Below are 24,398 nucleotides of genomic sequence, written 5' to 3' on the forward strand. Positions count from 1 at the left end.
TTACCAATACTCCACATTCCATTCGCTCATTTGAGGGTACTTATCAGCGTCTTTTTCGAATCGGTAACGATACTGTCTTAGAGCAATTCCTGTTTTTTCATAATATTGCTCGAAAACGACAGGGTTGTAATTCTCAGAATCACACATACACTTTCTATTCATACAAGGTAATGGACCTTCATTAAGCGCGAAGTCAACCTTATCAAGAACATTCCCAAGCTTTATTTTCTTCGGCATACCACAGGAATATACGTCACCATTTTTAATATCTATAAACACAGATTTAAAACCAGCATTGCATAAGCCAGGTTTTATTGCATTTATCCAAAATTCATATTCATGTCGAGAAAAGCTTAGGTCTTTCAGTATACTTTTCTGTTTATCTGTATAGGCGTAGGGGTATTCCTGCCCTTGAAAAGAGCCAATAAAACCATTAATGGCAATAGGGATATTTAAATCAGATAATGAATCATATATAGATGGCAAGATGTAAACCAATGGAGGGTAAGCCACTAAAACAATTGATACTGGCATTAATCCGTTCAAGTATCTAATAGTTCGCTCCCATTCCTCAACATTTTTAATCTCAGTGGGATGATATGATACGGTCAAAGCAACTTTTTCTAGGTTAAACCCTTCGAAAAATTTTTCATATTGTTTAATCGTAAACCCTAAATTCGTAATCAGATTAACGCCTTCAACATTTTCTTGATTAGATAACCACCTTGCATCTTCCACAAGATCCTTACTAACAAAAAACTCACCCGCGGGCCCTAATCTAACATTTATCTTTCTATCAAGTGTGACCAAGTTCTCGAGAATTTTTCTATGATTTTCTCTATACGGCCACTTATACCTTACATTGTCTGCACCAACATCAGCAGTACAATAAGGACAATGAAAATTACACTGTCTAAAGTAATTAGGAAATCGGACCATTAATGTTTCATTATTCATACATCACCTTATTTCCCCTTTATAAAAATTTTGAGCTAAGTAGCCGCTTAACCCATTCAATATATTCGTGACCATTTTCAATCAGACTAGTTTGTACTGTAGCTTCCTCGAATATAGAATCAATGCTGCTAAATAAATCATTGACAATTGAGAAGTATTTAATCTGTTGATAACCAGAAAAGACTAAACCCGTTTCTCTATTCGCCTGCTCCATCAGGAAACAACCACACTGCAAGGCCTCTCTCACTTTCCCTTTACACTGTTCTCGAAATGAGTAGGTTTGAGTGTTGACTACAATTTTCGTGCGTCTTAATAACGCGGCGTACTCCGCTGTGGGCAGTGGATTGCGATTTTCACCCGATACACCTCCGATATGATGAAAGCGGTCGCCATAGTGCTCTTTTAGTAAATCTATCCAATAACCTCTTTCGCCCACTCGACTGCCGAAAATAGCAATATCGATATCTTTCTCGATTGCCGGATCATAATAAAACAAACTGGGATCAAACCAAGTGGGGTGAAAGATCACTCGTTCAGGATTGGGATGGCGGTCATAGGGCGGCATTTGTTTATGCATTCGTTCGAGTCGTGTGCCATTAGAATTTTCAATGACAAGATCGGCGTAGCGTAGCACCTGACGCTCGTATTCGAGATAACCTGAGTCTGTGTTTTCCTCATCATAATCCCACCAGATGGTTAAAATCTTAAGATCTGGAAGTTGCTGCTTTAATCTTAGAAAGAATTCTGCCGACAGGTTCTCTTTTACATGGGTAGGCGTATGCACTAACAACTTCGGCTGAAACGCGAGCACACGCTGCTCCAGTTCTTGCGCCCAAACATCGAGCCGTACTGACATATAGTCATCACCATAGAGGCGGTGACACTCAATGTCAGGCAACAATACCGTTAGCTCCGACAAGATATTGGCTTCATAAGCACGGCTAGAAATGATCGTGTGCTGAGCATATTTAGGAATGTCTTTTGGCTCGATAATAGGCAGAGACTTTAGTGTTGTTCCCCATAAGTCTGAATTTTTATCGACGATGGCAACCACATTCAGTATTGCTAGCTGGGGCCAATACTGTGTGGTGTGAGCTCCGGCGCCGTACACCACGACTGGCGCATCTCCGATTCGGGCTTTCGCCTGCTCAACAGAAGCACTAATGAGCTCCAAGCTATCGGTTTCGTCCCAGCCAAAATCATAGGTTTGCGTCTCTCCTATCAAGCCAGACTGAACCATAGGCTCACGCACTTCAAGCTTGCCAGCGGAGTCGTCATAGCACTTTGATTCGAAGCGATGGATCGCAAAAAAGGTTTTAGGTTGCTGCAACATAATCAAGATAATACCGATAAGTCTGCTTTAGACCGTCATTAAAAGAAGTCTCTGGACGCCAGTTATAGGCAAAACAGCGCTCGCTATCTAGCGCTTTATGGGGCATGCCATCGGGCTTATTAGTATCCCAATTGAGTGCACCTTGGTAGCCAACGATGTTGGCAATGGTTTCGCCCAATTCGCGTATGGAGATAGATTGTCCGCCCGCCAAGTTGATAGCTTCAGTACCTTGGTAATGCTCGACAAAATGCAGCATGCCTTGAGCTGCGTCCTCGATATAGAGAAACTCACGCGTTGGCGAGCCCGTTCCCCATAGTGTCACTTCAGCTAAATCATTCTGTTTCGCTTGGTGGAAGCGATTGATCAGCGCCGGAATCACATGACCGCGCTCATCATCAAAATGATCACCTGGGCCATATAAACTGGTCGGTACTAAAGTGAAAAAGCCTTTTCCATGCTGCGACGCATAATATTGAGTCAGGCGCATGGCTGCTAATTTGGCCGTAGCATAGGCTTCGTTGGTTGGCTCAAATGGCCCCGTTAGCAAGCTGTCTTCTCGCAAAGGTTGCTCTGCTTCACGGGGATAATAACAGTTGGATGCTAAGTTCATTAGACGGGTAGCGCCGTGCTCTGCGGAAGCGCGGATCACATTACTAGCGATCATCAAATTGTCATAGAGAAAATCGACTGGCAGGGTTCGATTAGCTTCGATGCCGCCCACTTTTGCTGCCGCCAGTAACACCACATCTGGTTTGTGATCTGCGATAAATTCATGGGTACGTTTTTGATCGCGTAAATCCAGCTCAGCTTTGCTTGCCGTGATGGTTGTGACATCACGCTCAGACAAGGCGCGCACCAAGGCTTTTCCTACCAGCCCAGTATCACCGGCCACGTAAATACGTTTGCCGGTGAGGTCAAAATGCTTATCTTCAACCATCATTAGACATTCGAAAATTTTGCATTAGAGATCATACGGTAACCTTTGATCAGCTCCGCAATGCCCTGATCCAATGAGTGATCTGGCATGTATCCCGTCGCTTCAATCTTGTCGTTTGAAACAATGTAATCACGTTTATCAGGATCTTCACCAATAGGTGCTTCTAAGAATGTAAAACCAGGTACTTGCTGTTGAATGCGTCGGCACAGCTCCATTTTCGACAAGTTCGCATCCGATAGACCGACGTTGTAGGCTTCGCCGTGCATGGTGTCAAAATTCTCAAGACCATGTACAAAGGCTTTTGCCACATCGCGGATATGAATGTAGTTACGCTTAAAGTGCGACTCAAACAATACTAATGCACGGTCTTTCACTGCGCGGTAGACAAAGTCGTTAACCAATAAATCCAAACGCATACGTGCGGAAAAACCAAATACAGTTGCTAGACGAAAGCTAATCGCTGAGCCATGCTCTAATACTGCTTGTTCCGCTTCTACTTTGGATTTGCCATATAAACTAATTGGCCGTAGTGGTGATTCTTCAGTACAAAATTTACCTGATTCTCCAATGCCGTAGCCGCTATTGGTAATCGGCATTAGGATTCGCTGATCTTTACTGAGTAGTTTCGTCAACATCACCACGGCATCACGGTTTGTGGTCACAGTACCAATTTGATCACGGTCACATAACGGAGCACCGACCAGCGCCGCTAATGGCACGACCACATCGGCATCTTTCGCCAAACGCTTCATGGTAGCTTCATCTCGAGCATCACCGCGCTCAACATTAAAATTGGGGTGCGCAACCACTGCGTTTAAAGAGTCTTGGCCAAACATAAAGTTATCTAACACGGTCACTTTATGACCCAACTCCAGAAACTTAGGCACCATTGTGGTACCTAAGTAACCCGCGCCACCCGTGACTAAAATATGTTGTGACATGCTTATAACTCCTTCGCAGCGTTGTCGAGAACGTCTTTTAATAAATGTAATTCTTTACTCAGATCAAATGCGTGGTTGCCCACAAAAAAGCCGTAGTCGTGTGCGATATGGGCATTCACAACCGGAGTCGCTTCCGAATAATCGTAATACTTGATGACATCGTGTTTTAGGAAGCTACCACCCGTAATGATACGGAAGCCAATTTTCGCTTCGGTCAACGCCGCAAAAATCGCTTTACGGTCTAAATTCATTTCTGGATTCAGAATAATAGTAAAGCAGAAACAAGAGCTCTTGCCGTTCTCTGTTTGAATAATGAAGCGCTCATCATTGCCAAACAGCTCTTGAAACAAGGCCCAGTTCTTCCGTCGCTCTTCAGTGAACGCTGGAAGCTTCTTCAACTGCTCCAGACCCGCTGCGGCGTTTAACTCAGTTGGACGAACGTTGTAACCAGGCAAAATAAAGCGGTAAGCTTCAAACAAGTCTTCGCCTTTACGATCATATAACAGCGAATCTTCGGGCAAGTCACGTGTCCAGCCGTGGGCACGTAGGCAACGACAAAGCTGATACAGCTCTTCGTCGTCCGTTAGAATCATGCCGCCTTCCATCGTCGAAATATGATGGGAGAAGAAAAAACTAAAAGTGTTTAAGTCGCCATAAGTACCCGCTTTTTTACCGTGTAGCTCCGCATCCATGGATTCACAGTTATCTTCCATGAAGTACAGATTATGACGATCTGCTACATCACGCATCACATCTAACGCTGCTGGATTACCCAAGATGCTAACGCCCAAGATCATTTTTGTCCCAGGTGTAATCGCTGCTTCAATCAAAGCGGGATCCATATTCAAGCTTTCTAGCGCGATATCAACAAAACGAACTTTAAGCCCATACTGTTGTAGCGGATGATAAGTCGTTGCCCAACTTAGCGCAGGTACGAGAACTTCGTCACCACGCTGTAGCGGGTTATCTTTTTTGAAAAATAACGCAGCAATGGCAATTAAGTTAGCAGACGAGCCAGAGTTCACCATAATGCCGTATTGTTTGTTGTGATAGGCAGCAAACTTTTGTTCAAACTCGGCAACGCGAGGCCCCATGGTAAAGAAGCCTGAATCCATAACGGTTTGCAGGGCATCTAGCTCTTCCTGCCCCCAAGTCGGAGCCGCTAAATCGTATGACATTAAAAAGGTCCCTTAAATTGAGTTTGATAAGCCAATTGGCACTGATCATCAGCAGGTACCCAGTCTTGCTTACCTGAAGCAAGTTGGTAAGCCGTGATCGCTATCGTTTTTGGATTTGGGTAGAAGGCATCTTCTAGTGAAGGTGTTGTGGGGCAGGTGGTAGGAGCAAAGCCCATACGCTTAACGGCAGGTTTTACCGAGATATTTTCACTCTCAGCCACACGCGCCACGATTTCTGCCGAAAAGCCGCAGTTTAACCACGCGTTATCCACTACCAATAGCTTGCCTGTTTTAGCGACAGACGCCTCAATGGTGTCGAAGTCCAACGGTGAGATCGTAACCGGATCGATCACTTCCGCCTCAATGCCTTGTTCTGCTAGCAACTCAGCGGCACGCATAGCTTCCATCACCATATTGGAAACGCCGACAATGGTAATGTCATTACCTTCACGCAACACACGAGCTTTGCCAAACTCTACTGTATAAGGCTCCTCTGGCACATATGCTTCCGTACCGTACAGTAGACGATGCTCCATGATGAGCACTGGATTATTATCGCGAACTGCCTGCATCGTTAAGCCTTTGGCATCATAAGCGTTAGATGGTGCCACAACCTTCATGCCAGGAACATGAGCAAACATGGAGTGTAGACCTTGTGAATGTTGCGCGCCCTGCCCCCATGATTTACCAATCATGGTTCGGATCACTAATGGCACTTGTACGGTACCGCCATACATGTAATGGCTTTTCGCAGCAATGTTCACCAGCTGATTCATACACAGCATTAAGAAATCCATGCGGATGTGTACATGTATTGGACGTTGGCCTGCCATCGCGGCACCAATGGCTACCCCCGTCATCGCATCTTCTGACAATGGTGTGGTGAATACTCGCTCAGGGCCAAACTTTTCAACAAGGCCTTTTGTGGAGCCTTGAATGCCACGATGGTCATCAATGTCCAAGCCCATCATAAAGACACTACTGTCTGCATCCATGGCTTGCTCTGCGCCCTCGCGCAGTGCGTCAAAATACTTGAGTAAACGTGAGGTGTTAGGCGTAGACATAATTGTATAATTCCTCAGGTGCAGGGAATGGACTCTGTTCGGCAAACTCGACAGCAGCCTGAATTCTAGCTTCAACATCTTGATCAATCTGAGCTTTTTCTTTTGCATCAAGACTTTGACCAAGGGCCACATAAACGTCTTTAGCACGCCACTGCTCACCTTCTTCGAGACTACGATAGCCTTGATCGTAATCTTCACAAGGCCCTACATGTTCGTACCAACGATGGGTATGACACTCGATAAAGGCAGGGCCTGCCCCTGAACGCATGTCATCGATAACCTTACCTACATGCTCGTGAATAGCTAAAACATTGGGCTCTAAAAAGCGTGTAGCCGGAATACCATAGGTGGCAATACGTTCCGTTAACGTATCGGCGGCCCAACGTTTATAGAGCGGCTCATGAATAGCAAGTCGGTTATTTTCTACAACAAATAAAATCGGCAACTTGTGTAATGCGGCAAAGTTTATACTTTCGCTAAAGCAACCCTCTTCAGTTGAACCGTCCCCCATAAAAGCCACCACTACATCGTTGCGGCGCTGCTGCTTGATCGCGAGTGCGTGACCGACTGCAACAGGAATCCCAGTGCCTACTACAGCAGACATACCGATAACACCTTTACTGGCCTCAACTAAGTGCATAGAGCCAGCTCGGCCTTGTGCGCACCCTGTCTTTTTACCATAAAGCTCTGCCATCATGCTGTTTAAATCACCACCCTTGGCGAGATACACCCCATGACCGCGGTAAGTGCCTGCGGCGTAATCCGTCTCACGCAAGTGATCAATGACCGCTGCAGCAATGTATTCTTGACCTATCGCTAAATGAACAGGGCTTTTAATTTTATCCGAGGGATAGATTTCAGAGATGACTTCTTCCGCTCTACGAACCAGAGCAATGGAGGCATAAAGTCGTGCTTCCAATGATGAATACTCGGTCATGATTAACCTCTTTATCGTGTCATAACCAACGTAACGGCCTGACTTTATGTTTCTAAATTAAAGACGTACTTTTTTGCTTAAAATAGTCGTCAAATCAATACCATCCCACACTTTATCAAAGTTTAAAACACGACCCATTTGCGCGAATTGACGTACATTTGAGCGTGTCACCACAGTGACTTTTGCCGTTTGATCGAGCCCAAAGGCAGCGACGGATTGAATATGATCCGGCAGTTGTGTGGCTATCATTGCCAGATCACTAAATTGACTTTGGCCAACCACGCCCCTTAGGTGCTGCTCGCCTCCCAAAACAGTAGCAGAATCAATCACCTTGATATTATCATGAAACACCTCAGTGCCACCCAGCGCACAGAGGTATTGGCTGGCAACTAAGCGCTCATTCGCTGGGAAAACGTCCCCCAAACAGGCATCAACCGCTTGCCAAAAACGCTGTTGCAGTGCATCATCGGTTTGATACCAAAACACCCACTTAGGGGAGGCACACGCTTGTTGTTGGTAAGTACTTACATCTCGCGCAAAACCTTCGGCTAACTTAGGGATTTTGGCGTTGTCAGCTTCGGTTAAATGCAAAATACTCACAGAGTAACGATCGGGAAACACCCACTCTTGCGTTTGGGCTAGCAGCGGGATTTGTCGAATAGACTCAATACTTTGATCACTGCCCCAGAGCATTCGTAGCTGACACCAATGACTCAGCTTTAATGTCCAATCGGAACGCTTGTCATAGCTGATAAACGCTTGTTCAGAGAGCCCAGCTGTTTGGACATCCAATGATTCCAACAAGGTAAACAAAGCCTGCTGATCGTCGGTCAGCTGCTCGCTAACTCGCACCACTGTTTGATTCCCCATTAGGTAAGATAAGGCCCAGCTGTAGGCAAATAGACCCTCAACATTGGAAGGCGACACAATAAATACGCGTCCTACCGGTGCTAGTATTACTTTGTCATCTTTGGCGTATTCTTGCTGCCATTGACGTAGTTGCGACTCGCGCAACCAAAAGCCTAACGCTATTAAGGTAGCACTGTAATGCCCCGATAATAATGCTTCTGACAGTCGTACTAAAAACTGAACGCGTTTCTCACTAAAGGGCATTATCTGGGTACGAGACCACTGCAAATAGTCTGGACTTCCTGCCCAAAGCTGTATATTAGAAGACATCGCTACAACCTCGCACTTCGGTTTTTGGCAAACGCCCTAACACTTCAAAGTAACGTCCTTTGCGTCCGCAAGGGCAATCGTCTTCTCCCAATAGTCGCCCAAGGTCTTCCGTTAAGATAGAGTGGCCTGGATAGCTTTTCGGGATAAAGGACAGCACTTGTATTAAACCGCTTTTGCCGATTTTTTTTACTTCCAACGTCTCTTGATCACGAATAATCACGTCGGCATAACTTGGCGCATGTAGATGGCCTTGTTCGCACTCGACAAACACACTGCCGATCTGCTCGACCATACCGTAGAAATTATGAATCGCTACGTCCTTACCCAACACCTGTCGCACGGTTGTTTTAAACGTGTCATTGGAAACGGCTCGATCTTGAAGCTTCTTCCAACCTCCGGAATGAAACATCAATGCCTGTGACAGTTGATCTATACGACCAGACGCCTTTAATGGCTGAATAAAGTGTTGCCATACCATAAAGGTAAAACCAAAGATCAAAACGGGTTCGCTGGAATATTTAGCGATGAAATCATCAATCGCTTGCCAATTGGGTGTCATATCCGCATTCAGAGCATAGGTATGGTCACGCCCAAAGAAAGACAGACCTTGAACCCCTGCACCACGGGCTGAAAAGCCTTCTCGGTTTGAGGTTAAACCATCATGATCAATAATCAGCATTGGGCGACGCGCTTTACCAGTAAAAGACGACAATAACGAGACTAACACTTTGGACTGTAGTGCAGCCGTATCACGGTCGAGTACGATTTGCGATTTCACTTGGGAGGTGGTGCCCGATGAAGTGAGTGTTTTGAATACATCTTCAGGTTGAGTACTACTCAGACGTAACATTTTGAATAAGCGCGCGGCCACCAACGGCACCGCATCTAACGACTCAGCAACGCCCGCTTGTTGACCTTGGCCAGCGAGTAGGTTGGCGTAAGGCTGGCAACTAGCCTGATGATGCAGTGTCAGACGGTTCAATTCATCCAGCAACCAAGCCTGCTTATCCTCTTTGGCAAGGCCAAAGACCTCAAGGGATTTCCAATCACTCATCGCAACCCCGCTTCGTGTTTTAGTAAACGGTAATCCACCTTGCCATTATTGGTATGCGGAATGCTGTCGAGCAAAATTAGTTGATAAAACGCTGGATGCACACTGATCTCTTGTAGATAAGCGACGATTGTAGATTGATGCTGACAGTTAGCATAAGCGATCACTAATTTGTCTTCTTGCCCTAAACAAGCATTTTCGGTCACCCCGCGCTCTTTGAACGTTTCTTCTAGGTGCGCAAGACTGATGCGCTTACCCTGCATCTTAATAAAGCGGCTTTTACGCCCCGTGATATAGAAGTAACCATCGCCATCCCGTTTCGCTAAATCGCCGGTGTAAAGTGTTTGCACGCCCTGACCTAAGTTCAACTCTACCCGCGAACTAGCGTATCCCATCATGACATTCTCGCCCTGATAGACCAGCTCACCTTCTAGCTCTGGTTCAGTGATTTTACCGCCATTTTCATCAACCAAGGTCAGTTTTCCCCCTGGCACAGATATACCGATGGAGCCAATTTTCTCTAACAAATGCGCCGCAGGTAAATAGGAAATACGCGGAGCCGCTTCGGTTTGTCCGTACATGACATAAAAGCGCTGACCATTAGCTTGGCAATGCTCAGCAAAGGCTTTTAAGACATCGTTGCGCAGCTTACCACCAGCTTGGGTAAAGACCTTAAGCGCTGGCAGCGACATATTGAAAAAGCGTAAACGCTGCAAGGTTTCAAAATGAAAGGGCACACCGGACAAAGAAGTGACAGCCTGCTCTTTCATCAGTGTCCAAAAGGCTTTGTCTGTAATGCTTGTCTGAGTGATCACTAAGCTCGCCCCTACCCATAGGTAGGAATTCAGAATAGACAAACCAAACGAATAGGTTAACGGTAACAACGTGATGGAACGTGCGGTGTTATCAAGCTCTAAATATTCCACAATGGCGGCGGTGTTAGCATCTAAATTTTGCGCCGATAATCGCACCATTTTTGGTGAACCAGTACTGCCAGAGGTGGACAGTAACAGACGCAAATCGTCATGCGTTTTCTGCCCTACACTTAATGGCGTCAGCGCTGAGGCCTGATTGCTGTGTAACAGGAAATTGGGCTGATACTCCATGTAAAGCTCAAGCTGAGTGATATCGCTTAACAAGATCATGGGCGCTCTCGCCATCAGACACGCCAGATAATCGATGATGGAGGCGACACTATTCTCCATCACCAAGGCGACTAGCTGATGGGCAGCTAATTGACTCGCCATCTGCTCAGCTTGCTGAACCAATTGCCCATAAGACACGGTTTGCTCAGCATCAACTAGCGCAATACCCGTGTGCTGTTTGATTCGTTCGATAAGCTGCATCGTGAGTCCTTAGGGCAACTGCAAGCCGCCATCTACTGCGAGAGTCTGACCTGTCATAAAGCCCGCTTGATCGCTGAGTAAAAACGCCAATACCTTAGCAACATCTTCTGGCTGACCTAGGCGTTTCAGTACCGTCGATTGCGCAATCTCGTTACGTTTTTCATCATGAAGCTCGGCAATTAATGGTGTATCAATCACACCCGGTGCAACGGCATTCACGCGAATACCATATTGGCCTAGTTCTTTGGCGAGGGATCTAGCCATCCCCTCAATCGCCGCTTTTGCAGACGCATAAGCCACCTGCCCAACGCTGCCCTGTTGTGCAACCACCGAGGACAACAACGTGATACTCCCCTGCTGTTCACGCATCATCAGTTTTGAAGACCACTGACTGAGTAAAAAAGTCCCAGTGACATGCTCGTTCAGCATCTGCTGCAGCGCTGCGGTATTGGTGAAATGAAATGGCTGGGTAATCATAGAGCCTGCGCAATGGGCCAGTCCGTATAAACTCAACTCGTTGTCACGCAGATAGCCATTTAATGTTTTAAAAGCAACTTTTAAGGCCGCTTCATCGGTCACATCAAATGGTAACGCTAAACCACCAATCGACTCCGCTAGTGCTTTGCAGCTTGCCTCGCTACGACTGTTCACTACAACCAAGTAACCCAGCTCTGCTAGCTGTTGCGCCAGTGCCATACCAATGCCACTGGTGGCCCCTGTAATTAGAACGGCTTTGTTGGCTTGCTGTGATGGGTTATAGCTAGCTGGCTGCATTATCTGACCTTAGTTTGTATGTTTAAAATACAACATCGTGTTTTGTCAAAATCTCTTTGGCAATGCCTACCGAGCTCATCTCAATGATGTCATCCATATCCAGCATGACATCAAACTCTTTTTCTAACGCGGCAACCAATACCATATGCGCCACTGAGTCCCATTGAGGAATGGTGTTGTATTCCAGCCCGTCCACCACTTGGCTTGCCTCGATATTTAAACTACTCGCAAACGTTGCGACCAAGCGATCAGTATTTGTCATTTTAATCTATACCTATTGTTCTAACGGTTACGCCACGACACTCGATTGTTTACGAGAACCGCGACAACATCGGCAATAAACGCTCTCTTGCTTGCTCGAACTCGTGTTGCGTTTTGCTTAGAAACACCCAGTTTTCATTTTGCTCAACCACTCGATAACCCAAGCTTTCATTGAATCGCAATGCCGCTTGGTTATAGGGTGCAACTTGTGCATCAATACTTGAAATCGGTAACTGTTCAAAACACCATTCACTCAAACCTACTCCCACACAAATCGCGAGCATACTGCCACGGTATTTTTCATGGCCTATGTATAACCCAGTGCTTGCACTGTCTGGCTCATCTAACGATGTATTCGCATAACCAATCAATTGATCACGAAACCACAGCGCAAAATGGTAGCGATTGGTTTGTGTAGATAAACGCTCAAACCATGCCTGCTGTTGCTCGACAGAGATTTCGCTCTGATCAACCATCATTAAGCGAATATCCTCACGATTGCGCCACTGACGTAATTGCTCAATATCGTCATGCTCAATGGCTCGAAACTCAATTTGGTAGCGCTTAAATATCACTGTCATAGTGCTCCAGCAAGGTTTCATTCTTTTATCAAACGAGACGCCAACACGGCTTCAACCACACGTTGCGCGCCTTGTCCGTCAATACAGCGCTCAGCTAACTGAATGCATTCTGCTAAATCGCTCTGCCAAGTTCTTATCACATCATCTACCACTTGATCGATCAAAACCTGTCGTTCATTTGGTAAGCAATCAACAAAATTTGTCGCCGAGCACCAACCTAATAAAGCATGCTCATCAAGTGCATTTTTTTGGTTCTCTGCCACTTGAATAAAATGCGTTGGTACCCCCATACAAGCCAGCTCGAACAAGGTGCCGCCTGCTGCTGAAATGGCATAACGACTACGCGCCATCAGCTCAGACACTTGGTTTACACCAATCTGGCATTCCATATGATGTTGACGGCAATAATCCTGTATTTCTTTAGCATCCTGTACGCCTGAGCCTACCATAATCAGCAAAAAATCAGTAGGAAAGCCTTTTTTAAACAATGACTTAATAAAGGGTAATGTCAATTCAAGAGGGTCAGTACCACCAAAAGTGAGCAACAGTTTTTGCCGCCCTATTGGATTTACTATTCGACACTTAGAAAATTGTGGTCGCAGTAGAGCATATTGCCCTCCAGTTAAAGGAAACTGAACTGTTTCTGAGTATCGCAAAGAGAGAGGGTTTAGTAGCCAGCGACAGTTAAAATCACCACGATTATTATTGTCGTCCAGCACTAAAAGATTTGGGTTAAACTCAAAGAGTTCATTAATCGCTGACACATCGTAGCCATAGTGATCTACCACTAAAATATCTGCACGCGAAGCGAGATCAAGCCACTCTGATTCATGATCAAATAGGACGTCGCCAGCCTTTGCAAACGCTGAGCAAGAGGCATGAACCACGAACGTAACAACGGCGCCTTGCTGCCTAAATTCGTGAGCAAGCACGTCACTGCGTACACGATGCCCCATACCAATCTGTACAGAGGCATCGGCACGAATGATAACGTTTAATTGAGTAGATCCCATGATAAGGGCTGCCCTAACTGAACATTTGATGAGAGCGTCTTACCCAGTACATTATTCCAATGTTTTGGTGCCAGCCCTAACGAGGGGCGAATAATTTTAATATGTTCTGGCTGAAGGACTGTACCAGCAGAAAGATCTTGAGCAAGATAAATCGATCGTCGGTATTTTTTGGCTTTTTGTTCTGCATCTGAGCCACCGTACATAATAGAACCAATGGCCGTATAAGCTTGCTGACAAGCTTCCACCAGCGCCGCCATTTCACCGGGTTCCATAGAAAACTCTGCATCTACGCCGCCTGCTGAGCGATCTAACACAAAGTGCTTTTCAATGACTGTCGCTCCAAACGCAATCGAAGCAACAGACGCCCCAATACCACGGGTATGGTCTGACAACCCTACTCGACAATCAAAGCGCTCAGCTAGATCAGGAATCGTCGCTAAGTTGGAGTCTGCCATATCGGCAGGATAGGTACTGGTACATTTTAATAACACTAACTCAGCATCACTGATATGTCGAAAAGCAGAGACAGCGTCTTGAATTTCTTCAAGCGTTGCCATACCTGTCGACATTATGGTTGGTTTACCCGTCTCAGCAATCTTCTGAATGAGTGGAATATCCGTCAGTTCAAACGAAGCCACTTTATAAAGTGGAACATTCAGACTTTCCAGAAACTCAACCGCACTCGCATCAAAAGGTGAGCTAAAGGCTATCAGACCGAGTGAAGTTGCGTACTCAAATAGAGGCTTATGCCATTCCCATGGTGTGCAGGCTTTATCGTACAAATCATAAAGATTTTGCCCTTGCCACAAGCTATCCGCCTCACCAATCATAAACTCTTCGTTACGCACATTCAGCGTCATGGTATCTGCGGTATAGGTTTGCAGCTTTATCGCATCCACGCCTGCTTCCGCAGCCGCTTTAACCATAGCCTTAGCTGTATCAAAATCTTGGTCGTGATTGCCAGATAACTCGGCAATGATAAAGTTATACTTTAGAAAACTCATGCATTATATCTCGACATCAGGAAATCATCTCCTTCATCAAAAAAGCGTTTAAGGTCCGTAAAGCTCTTAAGTATTTCCTGCAAGAATTCACACCAAATATCGTACATTTCTGTAGCGTCGTGCAGCACGTCACTTGAAAACTTGTTTTGAAAAACAAACATAGATAAATACGAAGCAAAATAAGTATAAGAACCAATAACCAGTTCAAAAACTTCAGGAAACTGACCATTATAACAGTCACCAATCCTTCTATTATAACCCTCTAGCTTTTTCATAATATCAGAACGACTTTCTACATCACTCCAACCAGACATCATAAAACCAGCCAAGCCTTCTAGCTCATCTTTTACAAGTAAAAACTCTCTCTCAGCATCTTTAAATGAAGCTTCAATAAAATAAGATTCAAAAAGGTATTCCACAACAAAGGACTTATCAACCTTTCCTAAGTAAGGTATAAAATCATCTTCAAACAAAGGTAAAGCACCTTTAATATTTGCACCATCTGACATATTAAAACATGAAAACAATTTATCCCTATCGTATGATTCCTTAATACTCTCCTCTAAAAACAACCTTGAGTTATTAAATATATAGTCAGAATAAACAGTGCCACCAAAATTACCTTCATTTTCAGATAACTTTGCACCTTTATAATGTAATAACGTTGTTGATTTCCCGTCTTTATAATAACCACTATGAATAGAGTGATGTTTATCGCCAGATTTAAAACCGCAATCCACACCTAAAAGATAAATATTCCTGAATTTAAATGAGGTAAAGTAAGCAAGCGCGGTATTTGCAACAATAGGACCGGAGTTCATTAGAAGCGGGGGGGTTACACCAAGTTTATTAGCTAATTTCTGAATTAAAGTTGAAGACGCCTCACCTGGCTTTAACGCTACACCAACTTTATTAAATAATTTGTAAAAATCAGGGTGCATTAAATTCACTGTCAAAGCAGCAACATCTCTCAAGTAGCTTTCTGGCAGAGGCTCTAGCTTATCAACCGTTAAACGCATACGTTCAACATCCACGTGAAAGTCTGGTTTAATACCGAGTCTATGCAATGTATTGGTGGTGGTACCACAAGAGACAAGAATTACTGAGTCTTTATGCTGTTTAATAAATTCAATATTCTGATCCAAAGATGGACCGTTCGCCAATATAAAGATGGGGATGTCTACCATGTTTCTAGGTAACTTACCTGAATTACCCAAAAATAAGTTTTTAACATTGGGGCCTTCCAATGAATGAGTGATCCCCATCATCGCATCATCAAAAAAACCCCAACCAAATACTTGCTTTGCATAGTTATCAGAAAATATTTTCGCTGCTTTCTTCATCATTTTAAAAGGTCGCGAAAAATAAAAATAAGTAATTGGCGCTAAAAATAAACCATTAGTATAAATATATGAAAAGTACTGACTTATAAAGTCATTTTCATCAATTCCTACCGACATGTGTAAAACGCCATTTTCTTTCTCGATTTTTTCAAATATTTCTAACCATTCGACAGTAAAAAGCGAGTAGTAAAAAAAATCAAAATCTGGCTCATATATATATAATGTTCCAATTTTATAAGATTGATTAAGAAAATAAAGACTGTACCCAAAATCTAGACCAAACATCAGCATAGAAGGAACATACTCAGGTAAGTCCTCTTGTTTTTCATAAGCATCTTTCTGTAAAAATGCATCTAATCGACGCATATAATGCTCATGACGAGTTAGGCCTCTACCACCTTTTATATTAAGGCTCGTCCTATGAGGGGCTTGTGTATAATCCCTTACTTTTTCGATAGTAGAATCTAGAGGAGGCTTATCAAACAAGAATGTCTCATGTTCTTCATCAAAGATATTAAGACCGCCATCCTCATCTAAAAATATAGAATTCCTTTTAGGTACATAAGAAATTATTTGATCATAAATATCTGGATAGTACTTATTAAATGCTTGAATATTTTTTACATATCTATCAGAAAAAACATCATCTTTAAGCTTTAGCCTTTCAACACCATTATGGTATCGCTGCAGAATACTTTCAGATTTAGAAGAACACATTTACAACCACCCTTTATTAAACAGGAACACTACAGCTTATCTACATCTGAATAGCTTTTCGATATTTTACGTTTTTTATTCAATTGCGATTGGTTGTCTTTTATTTTAGCACGATAGCTAGAAACAAAGCCTTCCGATTTACGAATTAGAAAGTATAATTTCTGCAGTTGGCTTTGATTATCTTCAAGGAAGCGACGATTTAGATCATTACTAATAAGTTTAGTGACATCTTCATTAAGCAATACGATAGATTCTAGATCCTCAGTTTGTAGAGCGCCTTCAAGCTTAGATACTAGCTCGAGCAAATTTGGATCGGGCTGTTTTTCTTCGGACATCAGTAACTAACTTGCGCTGCAGCTTGCTTATCCACATCACTGATCTGATCCCAAGCACCTTTTATCTCTAGCATTAGCCCCATGACTTCATCAATTTTTGAAGCATCCATATTTACACTTGCTTCATGCACACGCTCAATCATGTAGATATACAAATCACTTAAGTTATCAACAAGCTCAGGGTTCGAGTCTCTATCTAGAGCATCTCTGAGAGCATTTATAATCTCAACAACACGCGTCAAAGTAATGGATTTGGCCTGTAAATCTTTACGCTCAATCATCCCTTTACCTAACGCAAGTCGCTCTAACGCTCCCTGCATTAATAACTGAATTACACGATGTGGATCAGCACCCGCTAAATCAGATTTTAGAGAATCTTTTTTATATGCATTAATACCTTTATTAGCGTACATAGTGACACCTTATCCGTTATTATTACTTAAGCTACTCAGCTGAGACATCAAGTAGTTACCATTGGAGTTCATACTTGCTAAAAGAGAATCCAATTGAGTAAATTGGTCGCGAAGCCTTTGTTCGTATTGTTCCATACGATATTCGTAATTTTCGAGTTGGCCTTCTGTGTCACTTACAGATTCGTTGGTTGAATCAACAATAGTGTTGATTAGGCCACCAGAACCAGTAAAGTTATCTAAATACTGATCCATTATGTTACCAAGGCCTGCATCTCCAGAGAACAAGGTGGCTACATCATCATAGCTGCCACTCATAGCATCTGAAAACTTAGTTGAATCAAGAGACAGATTACCTGTCTTATCATCCATTTCAATACCGATATCAAATATACTGCTTAAAGTGCCTGCTCCGGTAAATTCCGTCATTAAGTCTGAGTTCAGAGAGGATTCTATATTTCGAATCATGCTGCTACCGTTCAACGATTCACCAGCTTTTGTTTGCTTGTCAAACACACTTAATAATGAATTGTATGAACTTACGAAATTCTCCAACGTCTCCTGAACGGCATCTACGTCGAAACCTATTTCCGCTTTAGCTGTTTCAGGGTTACCGCCTGAGTCCAAGGCAGAAACTGCAAGTACTTCAATTTCCAAACCAGAAACAGCACTGTCAAACTTATTACTATCACTGCGTATAGTAATGCCATCAACATCTATAATCGCATCTTTCGCTTCATTACCTGCAGCAATAGAAAGCCCGCCAGCACCACCACCAGCTGCAACTGATGCCACACTGTCTAATGAAGCATCCCCACTTTGAACGACAAGATCATTACCAGCACCTGATACTTCAGATGTCAGAGATAAGTAAACGTTACCACTACCGTCATCTACTAGGTTTGCTGAGACACCAAAATTATCACTTGCATCATTGATCTGGTTACGAAGCTCTTCAAGAGTAGCGCCAGCTGCAACATTTATTGAAAAAGTTTCACTACCTGCTGTATAGGTCAACTCTCCGCCAGAAGCTGACACTTCATCACTGGCACTGGAAAATAGCCCCTGCGCTGAAACGCTTCGACTACCTTGGGACAACTGCTCTACCGATATATTGTATGAACCGTTTGAAGCATCGCTGTCCGCCGTTACTGAGACAATATCGCCTGATGAAGGCTGCTCCATCGTTGCAGTACGGCCATTAAATAAGCTGACATCATTTAAACTTGATACTGACTCTTGAAATTTCTCCATTGCAGAACGCACAGCACCGTACGAAGATACTTCAGATTTGTAATCGCTTATTTTGTCATTGTACGAGGCCACTCTAGAGTCGCGCTGCACACTAACCATATTTCTTACTAACGACTCTAGATCTAAACCAGAACCAACACCTAATGATGTAACAGACATATTACCTACCCCTCTCTACCAAATAGAAAGTAAGAGCTTACACTTCACTATTGATGAGATTGCCTTTCAAATCGTTTAGCTCACCAAAGATATCATCAAGTCTTTTAGACATTTCAAGAAACTCTTCGGATGGGATTTGTCGTACAATATCACCTGTATTTTGATCTATAACTTTGACGATGTTATTTTCTCCATCGTCAGTTTTCTCGAACGATATACCAACACTAAGTTGACGCATTTTGATGTTAACATCCTCAACGTCATTGTCGTCAACACTTAGAACTTGGCCTTTTTGCTGATCATTTAACTCACCGTTATTCTGATGCGATGCATTATTCATATTATTGCTTTCGGCAGTCGGCTCCACAACTTTAGCATTTTTCTGAAAAGCATCTAGTGACTCGCGCTCAGCAACCTGAGTCGTCTGACCTGTTTGGGGTTGAGTTAACGATAATTTTGAAAAATCAGAACTAATAGACATGGGTTTTCTCCCAAAATAAAAAAGCTGGAGTAATACTCCAGCTTTTTAGTATTACTAATATTAACCTAGTAAGGATAGCGCAGTTTGGGGACGTTGGTTAGCCTGAGCAAGAATTGATGAGCTTGCTTGCTGCAAAATTTGTGCGCTTGTTAACTTCGCAGTTTCTTGAGCAAAGTCTGTATCACGAATTCGCGAGCGAGCAGCAGATACGTTTTCAGAAATATTACTCAAGTTACTGATAGTTGAACTGAAACGGTTTTGGACTGCACCAAGCTCCGCACGAGTACTGTCAACAGTCTTAATCATACTACTCACATCAGAAATCAGCTGTTGAGCATTAGCAGCTGTCGATACTGATGGTGTACCCACACCTAGAGTCGACATATTCATCTGTGTAATATTAAAACTGATTGTTTGTTGAGCGTCCGCACCAACTTGGAATGAACCACCATAGTTACCATCTAGAAGTTTTTGTCCACCGAAAGTTGTGGTAGAAGAAATACGATCAATTTCAGATGCTAACTGTACGATCTCTTCTTGAAGAGCTACACGGTCTTGATCAGTGTTAGAACCGTTGGCAGACTGAACAGCTAATGTTCGCATACGCTGCAGCATGTTAGTTGTTTCGTCCATCGCACCTTCTGCTGTTTGAGCCAAAGAGATGCCATCGTTCGCATTACGTACTGCTTGGTTTAGCCCGTTTATTTGAGACGTAAGACGGTTTGATATTTGCAGACCAGCTGCGTCATCTGCCGCTGAGTTGATACGCATACCAGAAGACAAACGTTGATAAGCCGTATCAAGCTGACTACCAGTTTTCATCATCTGATTCTGAGCATTCAGAGAAGATGTATTAGTATTTACATATAAAGCCATAATAGCCTCCTAGTTTCGCCATTTAGGCCTGCCGCCAAGCAGAACCCTGTATCGGTGTAGGGTCGCCAAACCCACTAACACCTTAAACCTCTTGTAATCGTTAACGGCCCAATCAAAAATAGCTTTAGCTTTTTTTTGATTTTTTTTTCCGCTTTCGGCAAAAAACAGCCACCATTACGGCAAACCACTGATGTTATTATGTTTTTATTCTAAAATTTTTTTCTGAAATAGCACTGTAAATTCGATATTCAAAGCATTCGATCCAAACAAAACCATTTGGCACACCCTTTGCTTTAATCATTATGGAAACTCGCCAAGTTTCCATAAAAAAAGCCAAGTGCGCTAACACTTGGCTCAAAATCACTTCTAGGAGAAAGAAGCGAAACGTTTCGGATACCTTCGCCAAAACCTCTTACCTCCGGTATTCGAAATTTGCTTCGTATCACGAGCGGCCTGATCAGCCGCTCTTTTTTTAACTATTATTAACCCCCAAGTAGAGACAAGGCGGTTTGCGGACGCTGGTTAGCCTGAGCAAGAATAGTAGAGCTTGCTTGTTGTAAAATTTGTGCACTTGTTAGCTTCGCAGTCTCAACAGCAAAGTCTGTGTCACGAATTCGCGAGCGAGCAGCGGATACATTCTCAGAGATATTACTTAAGTTATTAATAGTTGAGCTAAAACGGTTCTGAACCGCACCCAGCTCCGCACGCGTACTATCAACTGTCTTAATCATACTGCTCACATCTGAAATCAACTGCTGAGCACCCGCTGCAGTCGATACAGATGGTGAGGCCACACCTAGAGTTGACATATTCATCTGAGCAATATTAAAACTAATGGTTTGGTCAGCATCAGCACCAACCTGAAATGAACCGCCGTAGTTACCATCTAGTAGTTTTTGACCACCAAAAGTAGTTGTAGAAGAAATACGGTCTACCTCAGTAGCAAGTTGTGCAATCTCTTGCTGAAGAGCCACGCGGTCTTCATCAGTGTTAGAGCCGTTCGCAGATTGAATTGCTAAAGTACGCATACGCTGAAGAATATTAGTTGTTTCATCCATCGCACCTTCAGCCGTCTGTGCTAGAGAGATACCATCATTTGCATTACGTACTGCTTGGTTAAGACCATTAATTTGAGATGTCAAACGGTTTGAGATTTGTAGACCAGCAGCATCATCTGCCGCAGAGTTGATACGCATACCAGAGGACAAGCGCTGGTAAGCCGTATCAAGCTGACTACCAGTCTTAGTCATTTGGTTTTGAGCATTAAGCGATGAGACGTTTGTATTTACGTATAAAGCCATAATGAAGTTCTCCTAAAAATGTAAAAAAATATCTGCAACCATTTGATTTAATTAATTATTTGGCTGCTTATTGCATATAATTGTTATCGTCAACTTTGAAAAAACCTTTAACTTTTTTTTTAATTTTTTTTCAGTTCAGACAATCGATTTGAATATGCTTTGTTGTGATTACATTTACGGTTAGAAAAGCAAAACCTTTAGAAAAAATTAGCTAATATGATCAATAAATCGCAAACCATAGGATGAGGGTGACACAATCTTAGCTATGCGAGTATTTCCACTCTTATCTAAGATCATATCTGCAGGGGAAATAAATGCTTTAGAAGACAAGCTGAACACCTGTCTTAAAAGAGAAGGCTGCAACCTAGTGTTAAGAGTTAAAACAAACGCTAAACGGCCATTACTCAACTCTACACAGGAACCTACAGGGACAACACCAAGACTCTCTACAAATATAGACAAGAGCTTTTTATCAAATGCCAAACCAGACTCTTTATTCATTTTACTTAGAGCTTCAGTAGGCGTAAGCGCTTTTTTATGAGACTGTTCAGATGTTAGCGAATCATAGGCATCAACTATTGCGCCAATTTTGCCATATATAGAAATTTCTTTATCTATTTTTCCTTGAGGATAACCTGAGCCATCTATACGCTCATGATGCTCCCATAACATCTGATACACCATTTTCGGTACATTCTCGCCAGCAGCCAAAATAACCTCTCCAAAATGCAAATGCTTACGGGTTAACTGGAATTCAGCATCCGTTAGTTTTCCTGGCTTCTTTGCTATGATCTCAGGCAATTTGAAACGCCCTAAATCAAAAACAAGCGCCCCCAGCGTGATCACATTCACATAACGTAGATCCAATTGCAGGCTTTTTGCCAAGTGACACGCTAATATTGCACACGCAACACTGTGTTGAGCAGTATATTCTTCCGTATTTTGAATATGACGAACCGCCAAAATTGAGTGGGGATTACGGTCGTAAGATTGACTTAGCTTGGTACAATATTCTTCAAGAGAATTTACTGCAAGAGGTGCCCCATTAAACACACTTTTTACCTGTTCGGTAACCAGCTCAACACCTTGCGACATTAAGCTCAACGCAGTCCGTATTTCTTTGGCGAAAGGAACTGGCTCAGTACTGAGTCGCTTACCAGATAAAACCGAAGACTCGGTAACCCTTTCTTTAGGTTTTTGTAAGGTTCCATTAGAAGCCAACGAAGAGTTATTGCCAACAGTGGTTTTTCCTTCCTTGTAACTCAATACGTAATCTCTAGTATTATCGTTAAGTATTTGACGGAAGTATTGGTAGAGGCTTCGTCCTTTAGTAGTCAGTTCTCGAGGTATTCTTGAAAAGTCTGCCCCTTTCAATCTGCGAACACTCACTACAGATTTACCAAGCACCAGTGAATTACATATCAATATTAGCTTATCTTCAGCCTCATACCGACGCTCATATTCACTTGTGGTAATGGGGCTCTCTTGAAAATTTGGGTCATAAGCAAGCAAACTACCGTCTAAGATCGATTCAAGCTCAGACAGCACCACTTGGCGAATAACAACACTGACAATATGGTGTTTTCTACCATGCTGCTTTATGAGGTTAGCAACACGAGACGTTTTTAAAACACGACTTCGTAACCCTAAAACATCAATAAGTTCAAAAACATTAAAATAACCAAAGTCGACATTCACGCCAAATAAGCTTAAAACATCAAACTTCGCCATTATATCCCCTTATCCATTAAAGCGAGTTAAACAGTGATAACGAACTGATACGCTGAAATAGCAACTGAGATACCTGTAAAGCCGACTCACTCAATTGCAGCTCAGTTGATGCTTTAAATACATCTAAGCCACCAACATTTTCTTGCGCTAATTGATTGAAAATTTTCTTTGACGCACTGTACTCAGTACGATTATCAATCGTGTTGATACGCGCCCCTACTGATGAGGAAGCAGTGGCGATATTAGTCTGTGTATTTTCAATACTAGTAAACGCATCCAATCGCGCTTCGTTTTTTTGTTGCGGCGTTAAACTAGGATCGCGCAAGGCATCGATAGCCGATTGAATTTGATTGATCACATTATCTCGCGCAGGCTGATCAAAACTGAAATTTGCAGTGCTACCTATAGGGCCTGTCAAAGTAAACTCCATACCATTAAACGTAACAGGCTCGCCTTGTTGAACTGTACCTGATGCTAAGACCGCACCCGAGCTATCTCTAAACTCAAATTGATCTGGAGCAATCGTAGCCAACTGAAAATCATTGGGTGAAGGTGTCACGCCTAATGAAGGATTTATAAATCGGCTATCCAAGAAAGAATCATAGGCACCTTGATCACTCACTCTTGATGAAAAATTCGCTGCCCCACCAGTAACAGAGAAAGTATTTCTAGTCCAAGCATCCTGAAAGACTTTCTTGCCCGAATCATTCGTTGCAATAGAAACACCATCTCCTATTTGGGCACTTTTCTGTGCTTCATTACCTGTATATTGATAAAATCCGTTAGAATCCTTTACAAAGGCCGGTGAATTAGCATTTGTGCCAGCAAAAATATATTTACCGTTTGAATCTTGAGAATTCATTAAATCAGCCACCGAGGCTAACAAATTCTCCATTTCACCTGCTAAGGTATCCAAATCAATTTGGGAGTTTGCACCATTTTGACTTTGAATCATCCGCCTATTAATTTCATCAAGCGTAGTATTCATGCTCTGTAAAGCAACTGACTCATACTCCAAGGCATTAGTAGCCAAGGTCATGTTCTCTTCATATTGCTCAAGTAACTTAGTATCCGCATCATATCGAAGTAATTGACCAGCCCCGTTCGGGTCATCACTGGGACGAACAATATCCGACTGCTCGGCAATTTTCTCCTGAACTTTTAAATAACGTTCATTTGCCTTCGACATGGAAAGTTCGGATTGGTTGAAAATTAAGTTTGTAGTGACTCGCATA

General features: G+C 43.1%; 24 protein-coding genes. All 24 read right to left on the reverse strand.

The genetic code is table 11. The features are described from left to right. Positions 1–957, reverse strand: coding sequence for a radical SAM/SPASM domain-containing protein (locus tag AYW75_RS12520; protein ID WP_067099920.1), 957 nt, complete (start codon positions 955–957; stop codon positions 1–3). Positions 958–976: 19 nt separating this feature from the next. Continuing rightward, positions 977–2,290, reverse strand: a complete 1,314-nt coding sequence (locus AYW75_RS12525) for a glycosyltransferase family protein (RefSeq protein WP_067099922.1) — start codon at positions 2,288–2,290, stop codon at positions 977–979. Next, positions 2,274–3,230, reverse strand: a complete 957-nt coding sequence (locus AYW75_RS12530; protein ID WP_082856509.1) for a GDP-L-fucose synthase family protein — start codon at positions 3,228–3,230, stop codon at positions 2,274–2,276. The genes AYW75_RS12525 and AYW75_RS12530 overlap by 17 nt, the downstream gene beginning before the upstream one ends. Then, a complete protein-coding gene (locus AYW75_RS12535) occupies positions 3,230–4,168 on the reverse strand; it encodes an NAD-dependent epimerase/dehydratase family protein (protein ID WP_067099924.1) in 939 nt (312 codons plus the stop codon). The genes AYW75_RS12530 and AYW75_RS12535 overlap by 1 nt, the downstream gene beginning before the upstream one ends. A gap of 2 nt (positions 4,169–4,170) precedes the next feature. Continuing rightward, on the reverse strand, positions 4,171–5,346 hold the full coding sequence (locus AYW75_RS12540; RefSeq protein WP_067099926.1) for a DegT/DnrJ/EryC1/StrS family aminotransferase: 1,176 nt from the start codon (positions 5,344–5,346) through the stop codon (positions 4,171–4,173). Continuing rightward, the gene (locus tag AYW75_RS12545; RefSeq protein ID WP_067099928.1) at positions 5,346–6,410 is read right to left on the reverse strand and encodes an alpha-ketoacid dehydrogenase subunit beta; all 1,065 of its coding nucleotides are present in this window, start codon (positions 6,408–6,410) and stop codon (positions 5,346–5,348) included. The genes AYW75_RS12540 and AYW75_RS12545 overlap by 1 nt, the downstream gene beginning before the upstream one ends. Next, positions 6,397–7,347, reverse strand: a complete 951-nt coding sequence (locus AYW75_RS12550) for a thiamine pyrophosphate-dependent dehydrogenase E1 component subunit alpha (RefSeq protein ID WP_067099930.1) — start codon at positions 7,345–7,347, stop codon at positions 6,397–6,399. The genes AYW75_RS12545 and AYW75_RS12550 overlap by 14 nt, the downstream gene beginning before the upstream one ends. Positions 7,348–7,404: 57 nt before the next feature. Next, entirely contained in the window at positions 7,405–8,526 is a 1,122-nt protein-coding gene (locus AYW75_RS12555; protein WP_067099932.1) for an acyl-CoA reductase, read from the reverse strand. Next, positions 8,516–9,580, reverse strand: a complete 1,065-nt coding sequence (locus AYW75_RS12560; protein WP_067099933.1) for a LuxE/PaaK family acyltransferase — start codon at positions 9,578–9,580, stop codon at positions 8,516–8,518. Before AYW75_RS12560 ends, AYW75_RS12555 begins: the two co-directional genes overlap by 11 nt. Further along, on the reverse strand, positions 9,577–10,923 hold the full coding sequence (locus AYW75_RS12565; RefSeq protein WP_082856510.1) for an AMP-binding protein: 1,347 nt from the start codon (positions 10,921–10,923) through the stop codon (positions 9,577–9,579). Before AYW75_RS12565 ends, AYW75_RS12560 begins: the two co-directional genes overlap by 4 nt. 9 nt (positions 10,924–10,932) lie before the next feature. Further along, positions 10,933–11,697, reverse strand: coding sequence for an SDR family NAD(P)-dependent oxidoreductase (locus AYW75_RS12570; protein WP_067099935.1), 765 nt, complete (start codon positions 11,695–11,697; stop codon positions 10,933–10,935). Positions 11,698–11,719: 22 nt separating this feature from the next. Beyond that, the gene (locus tag AYW75_RS12575) at positions 11,720–11,959 is read right to left on the reverse strand and encodes an acyl carrier protein (protein ID WP_067099937.1); all 240 of its coding nucleotides are present in this window, start codon (positions 11,957–11,959) and stop codon (positions 11,720–11,722) included. Positions 11,960–12,008: 49 nt separating this feature from the next. Next, positions 12,009–12,539: a GNAT family N-acetyltransferase gene (locus AYW75_RS12580; protein WP_067099938.1), complete on the reverse strand. Its 531-nt coding sequence runs from the start codon at positions 12,537–12,539 to the stop codon at positions 12,009–12,011. Between the two features lie 17 nt (positions 12,540–12,556). After that, positions 12,557–13,552 (reverse strand): PseG/SpsG family protein, encoded by a 996-nt coding sequence (locus tag AYW75_RS12585; RefSeq protein ID WP_067099940.1) that lies wholly within the window; start codon positions 13,550–13,552, stop codon positions 12,557–12,559. Then, on the reverse strand, positions 13,534–14,556 hold the full coding sequence (gene pseI, locus AYW75_RS12590) for a pseudaminic acid synthase (protein ID WP_067099942.1): 1,023 nt from the start codon (positions 14,554–14,556) through the stop codon (positions 13,534–13,536). The genes AYW75_RS12585 and pseI overlap by 19 nt, the downstream gene beginning before the upstream one ends. Further along, positions 14,553–16,616 carry a motility associated factor glycosyltransferase family protein gene (locus AYW75_RS12595; RefSeq protein ID WP_067099944.1) on the reverse strand — a complete coding sequence of 688 codons (2,064 nt, stop codon included), beginning with the start codon at positions 16,614–16,616 and terminating at the stop codon, positions 14,553–14,555. The genes pseI and AYW75_RS12595 overlap by 4 nt, the downstream gene beginning before the upstream one ends. Positions 16,617–16,645: 29 nt before the next feature. Continuing rightward, the gene (locus AYW75_RS12600; RefSeq protein WP_067099946.1) at positions 16,646–16,951 is read right to left on the reverse strand and encodes a hypothetical protein; all 306 of its coding nucleotides are present in this window, start codon (positions 16,949–16,951) and stop codon (positions 16,646–16,648) included. Beyond that, positions 16,951–17,364, reverse strand: coding sequence for a flagellar export chaperone FliS (gene fliS, locus AYW75_RS12605; RefSeq protein ID WP_067099948.1), 414 nt, complete (start codon positions 17,362–17,364; stop codon positions 16,951–16,953). The genes AYW75_RS12600 and fliS overlap by 1 nt, the downstream gene beginning before the upstream one ends. Before the next feature lie 9 nt (positions 17,365–17,373). Beyond that, positions 17,374–18,774, reverse strand: a complete 1,401-nt coding sequence (fliD, locus tag AYW75_RS12610; protein ID WP_067099950.1) for a flagellar filament capping protein FliD — start codon at positions 18,772–18,774, stop codon at positions 17,374–17,376. Between the two features lie 37 nt (positions 18,775–18,811). Next, the gene (locus tag AYW75_RS12615; RefSeq protein WP_067099952.1) at positions 18,812–19,255 is read right to left on the reverse strand and encodes a flagellar protein FlaG; all 444 of its coding nucleotides are present in this window, start codon (positions 19,253–19,255) and stop codon (positions 18,812–18,814) included. Between the two features lie 60 nt (positions 19,256–19,315). After that, positions 19,316–20,131, reverse strand: a complete 816-nt coding sequence (locus AYW75_RS12620; RefSeq protein WP_067099954.1) for a flagellin N-terminal helical domain-containing protein — start codon at positions 20,129–20,131, stop codon at positions 19,316–19,318. Between the two features lie 482 nt (positions 20,132–20,613). Continuing rightward, positions 20,614–21,432 carry a flagellin N-terminal helical domain-containing protein gene (locus AYW75_RS12630; protein ID WP_067099958.1) on the reverse strand — a complete coding sequence of 273 codons (819 nt, stop codon included), beginning with the start codon at positions 21,430–21,432 and terminating at the stop codon, positions 20,614–20,616. A gap of 207 nt (positions 21,433–21,639) precedes the next feature. Beyond that, a complete protein-coding gene (locus AYW75_RS12635; RefSeq protein WP_067099960.1) occupies positions 21,640–23,163 on the reverse strand; it encodes an HD-GYP domain-containing protein in 1,524 nt (507 codons plus the stop codon). Between the two features lie 16 nt (positions 23,164–23,179). Continuing rightward, entirely contained in the window at positions 23,180–24,397 is a 1,218-nt protein-coding gene (gene flgL, locus AYW75_RS12640) for a flagellar hook-associated protein FlgL (RefSeq protein WP_067099962.1), read from the reverse strand. Between the last annotated feature and the right edge of the window lies 1 nt (position 24,398).

The sequence above is a fragment of the Marinomonas atlantica genome, assembly GCF_001639725.1.
Lineage (GTDB): Bacteria > Pseudomonadota > Gammaproteobacteria > Pseudomonadales > Marinomonadaceae > Marinomonas > Marinomonas atlantica.

Excerpts from the sequence above, each read along its gene's own strand:
- flgL (WP_067099962.1), bottom strand. The coding sequence starts at position 24,397 with ATGCGAGTCACTACAAACTTAATTTTCAACCAATCCGAACTTTCCATG.
- AYW75_RS12580 (WP_067099938.1), bottom strand. The coding sequence starts at position 12,539 with ATGACAGTGATATTTAAGCGCTACCAAATTGAGTTTCGAGCCATTGAG.
- AYW75_RS12550 (WP_067099930.1), bottom strand. The coding sequence starts at position 7,347 with ATGACCGAGTATTCATCATTGGAAGCACGACTTTATGCCTCCATTGCT.
- AYW75_RS12585 (WP_067099940.1), bottom strand. The coding sequence starts at position 13,552 with ATGGGATCTACTCAATTAAACGTTATCATTCGTGCCGATGCCTCTGTA.
- AYW75_RS12595 (WP_067099944.1), bottom strand. The coding sequence starts at position 16,616 with ATGTGTTCTTCTAAATCTGAAAGTATTCTGCAGCGATACCATAATGGT.
- AYW75_RS12565 (WP_082856510.1), bottom strand. The coding sequence starts at position 10,923 with ATGCAGCTTATCGAACGAATCAAACAGCACACGGGTATTGCGCTAGTT.
- AYW75_RS12520 (WP_067099920.1), bottom strand. The coding sequence starts at position 957 with ATGAATAATGAAACATTAATGGTCCGATTTCCTAATTACTTTAGACAG.
- AYW75_RS12575 (WP_067099937.1), bottom strand. The coding sequence starts at position 11,959 with ATGACAAATACTGATCGCTTGGTCGCAACGTTTGCGAGTAGTTTAAAT.
- fliS (WP_067099948.1), bottom strand. The coding sequence starts at position 17,364 with ATGTACGCTAATAAAGGTATTAATGCATATAAAAAAGATTCTCTAAAA.
- AYW75_RS12560 (WP_067099933.1), bottom strand. The coding sequence starts at position 9,580 with ATGAGTGATTGGAAATCCCTTGAGGTCTTTGGCCTTGCCAAAGAGGAT.
- AYW75_RS12635 (WP_067099960.1), bottom strand. The coding sequence starts at position 23,163 with ATGGCGAAGTTTGATGTTTTAAGCTTATTTGGCGTGAATGTCGACTTT.
- AYW75_RS12630 (WP_067099958.1), bottom strand. The coding sequence starts at position 21,432 with ATGGCTTTATACGTAAATACAAACGTCTCATCGCTTAATGCTCAAAAC.
- AYW75_RS12530 (WP_082856509.1), bottom strand. The coding sequence starts at position 3,230 with ATGATGGTTGAAGATAAGCATTTTGACCTCACCGGCAAACGTATTTAC.
- AYW75_RS12545 (WP_067099928.1), bottom strand. The coding sequence starts at position 6,410 with ATGTCTACGCCTAACACCTCACGTTTACTCAAGTATTTTGACGCACTG.
- AYW75_RS12540 (WP_067099926.1), bottom strand. The coding sequence starts at position 5,346 with ATGTCATACGATTTAGCGGCTCCGACTTGGGGGCAGGAAGAGCTAGAT.
- AYW75_RS12535 (WP_067099924.1), bottom strand. The coding sequence starts at position 4,168 with ATGTCACAACATATTTTAGTCACGGGTGGCGCGGGTTACTTAGGTACC.
- AYW75_RS12525 (WP_067099922.1), bottom strand. The coding sequence starts at position 2,290 with ATGTTGCAGCAACCTAAAACCTTTTTTGCGATCCATCGCTTCGAATCA.
- fliD (WP_067099950.1), bottom strand. The coding sequence starts at position 18,774 with ATGTCTGTTACATCATTAGGTGTTGGTTCTGGTTTAGATCTAGAGTCG.
- AYW75_RS12570 (WP_067099935.1), bottom strand. The coding sequence starts at position 11,697 with ATGCAGCCAGCTAGCTATAACCCATCACAGCAAGCCAACAAAGCCGTT.
- AYW75_RS12615 (WP_067099952.1), bottom strand. The coding sequence starts at position 19,255 with ATGTCTATTAGTTCTGATTTTTCAAAATTATCGTTAACTCAACCCCAA.
- AYW75_RS12600 (WP_067099946.1), bottom strand. The coding sequence starts at position 16,951 with ATGTCCGAAGAAAAACAGCCCGATCCAAATTTGCTCGAGCTAGTATCT.
- AYW75_RS12555 (WP_067099932.1), bottom strand. The coding sequence starts at position 8,526 with ATGTCTTCTAATATACAGCTTTGGGCAGGAAGTCCAGACTATTTGCAG.
- AYW75_RS12620 (WP_067099954.1), bottom strand. The coding sequence starts at position 20,131 with ATGGCTTTATATGTAAATACTAATACATCTTCTCTGAATGCTCAGAAT.
- pseI (WP_067099942.1), bottom strand. The coding sequence starts at position 14,556 with ATGAGTTTTCTAAAGTATAACTTTATCATTGCCGAGTTATCTGGCAAT.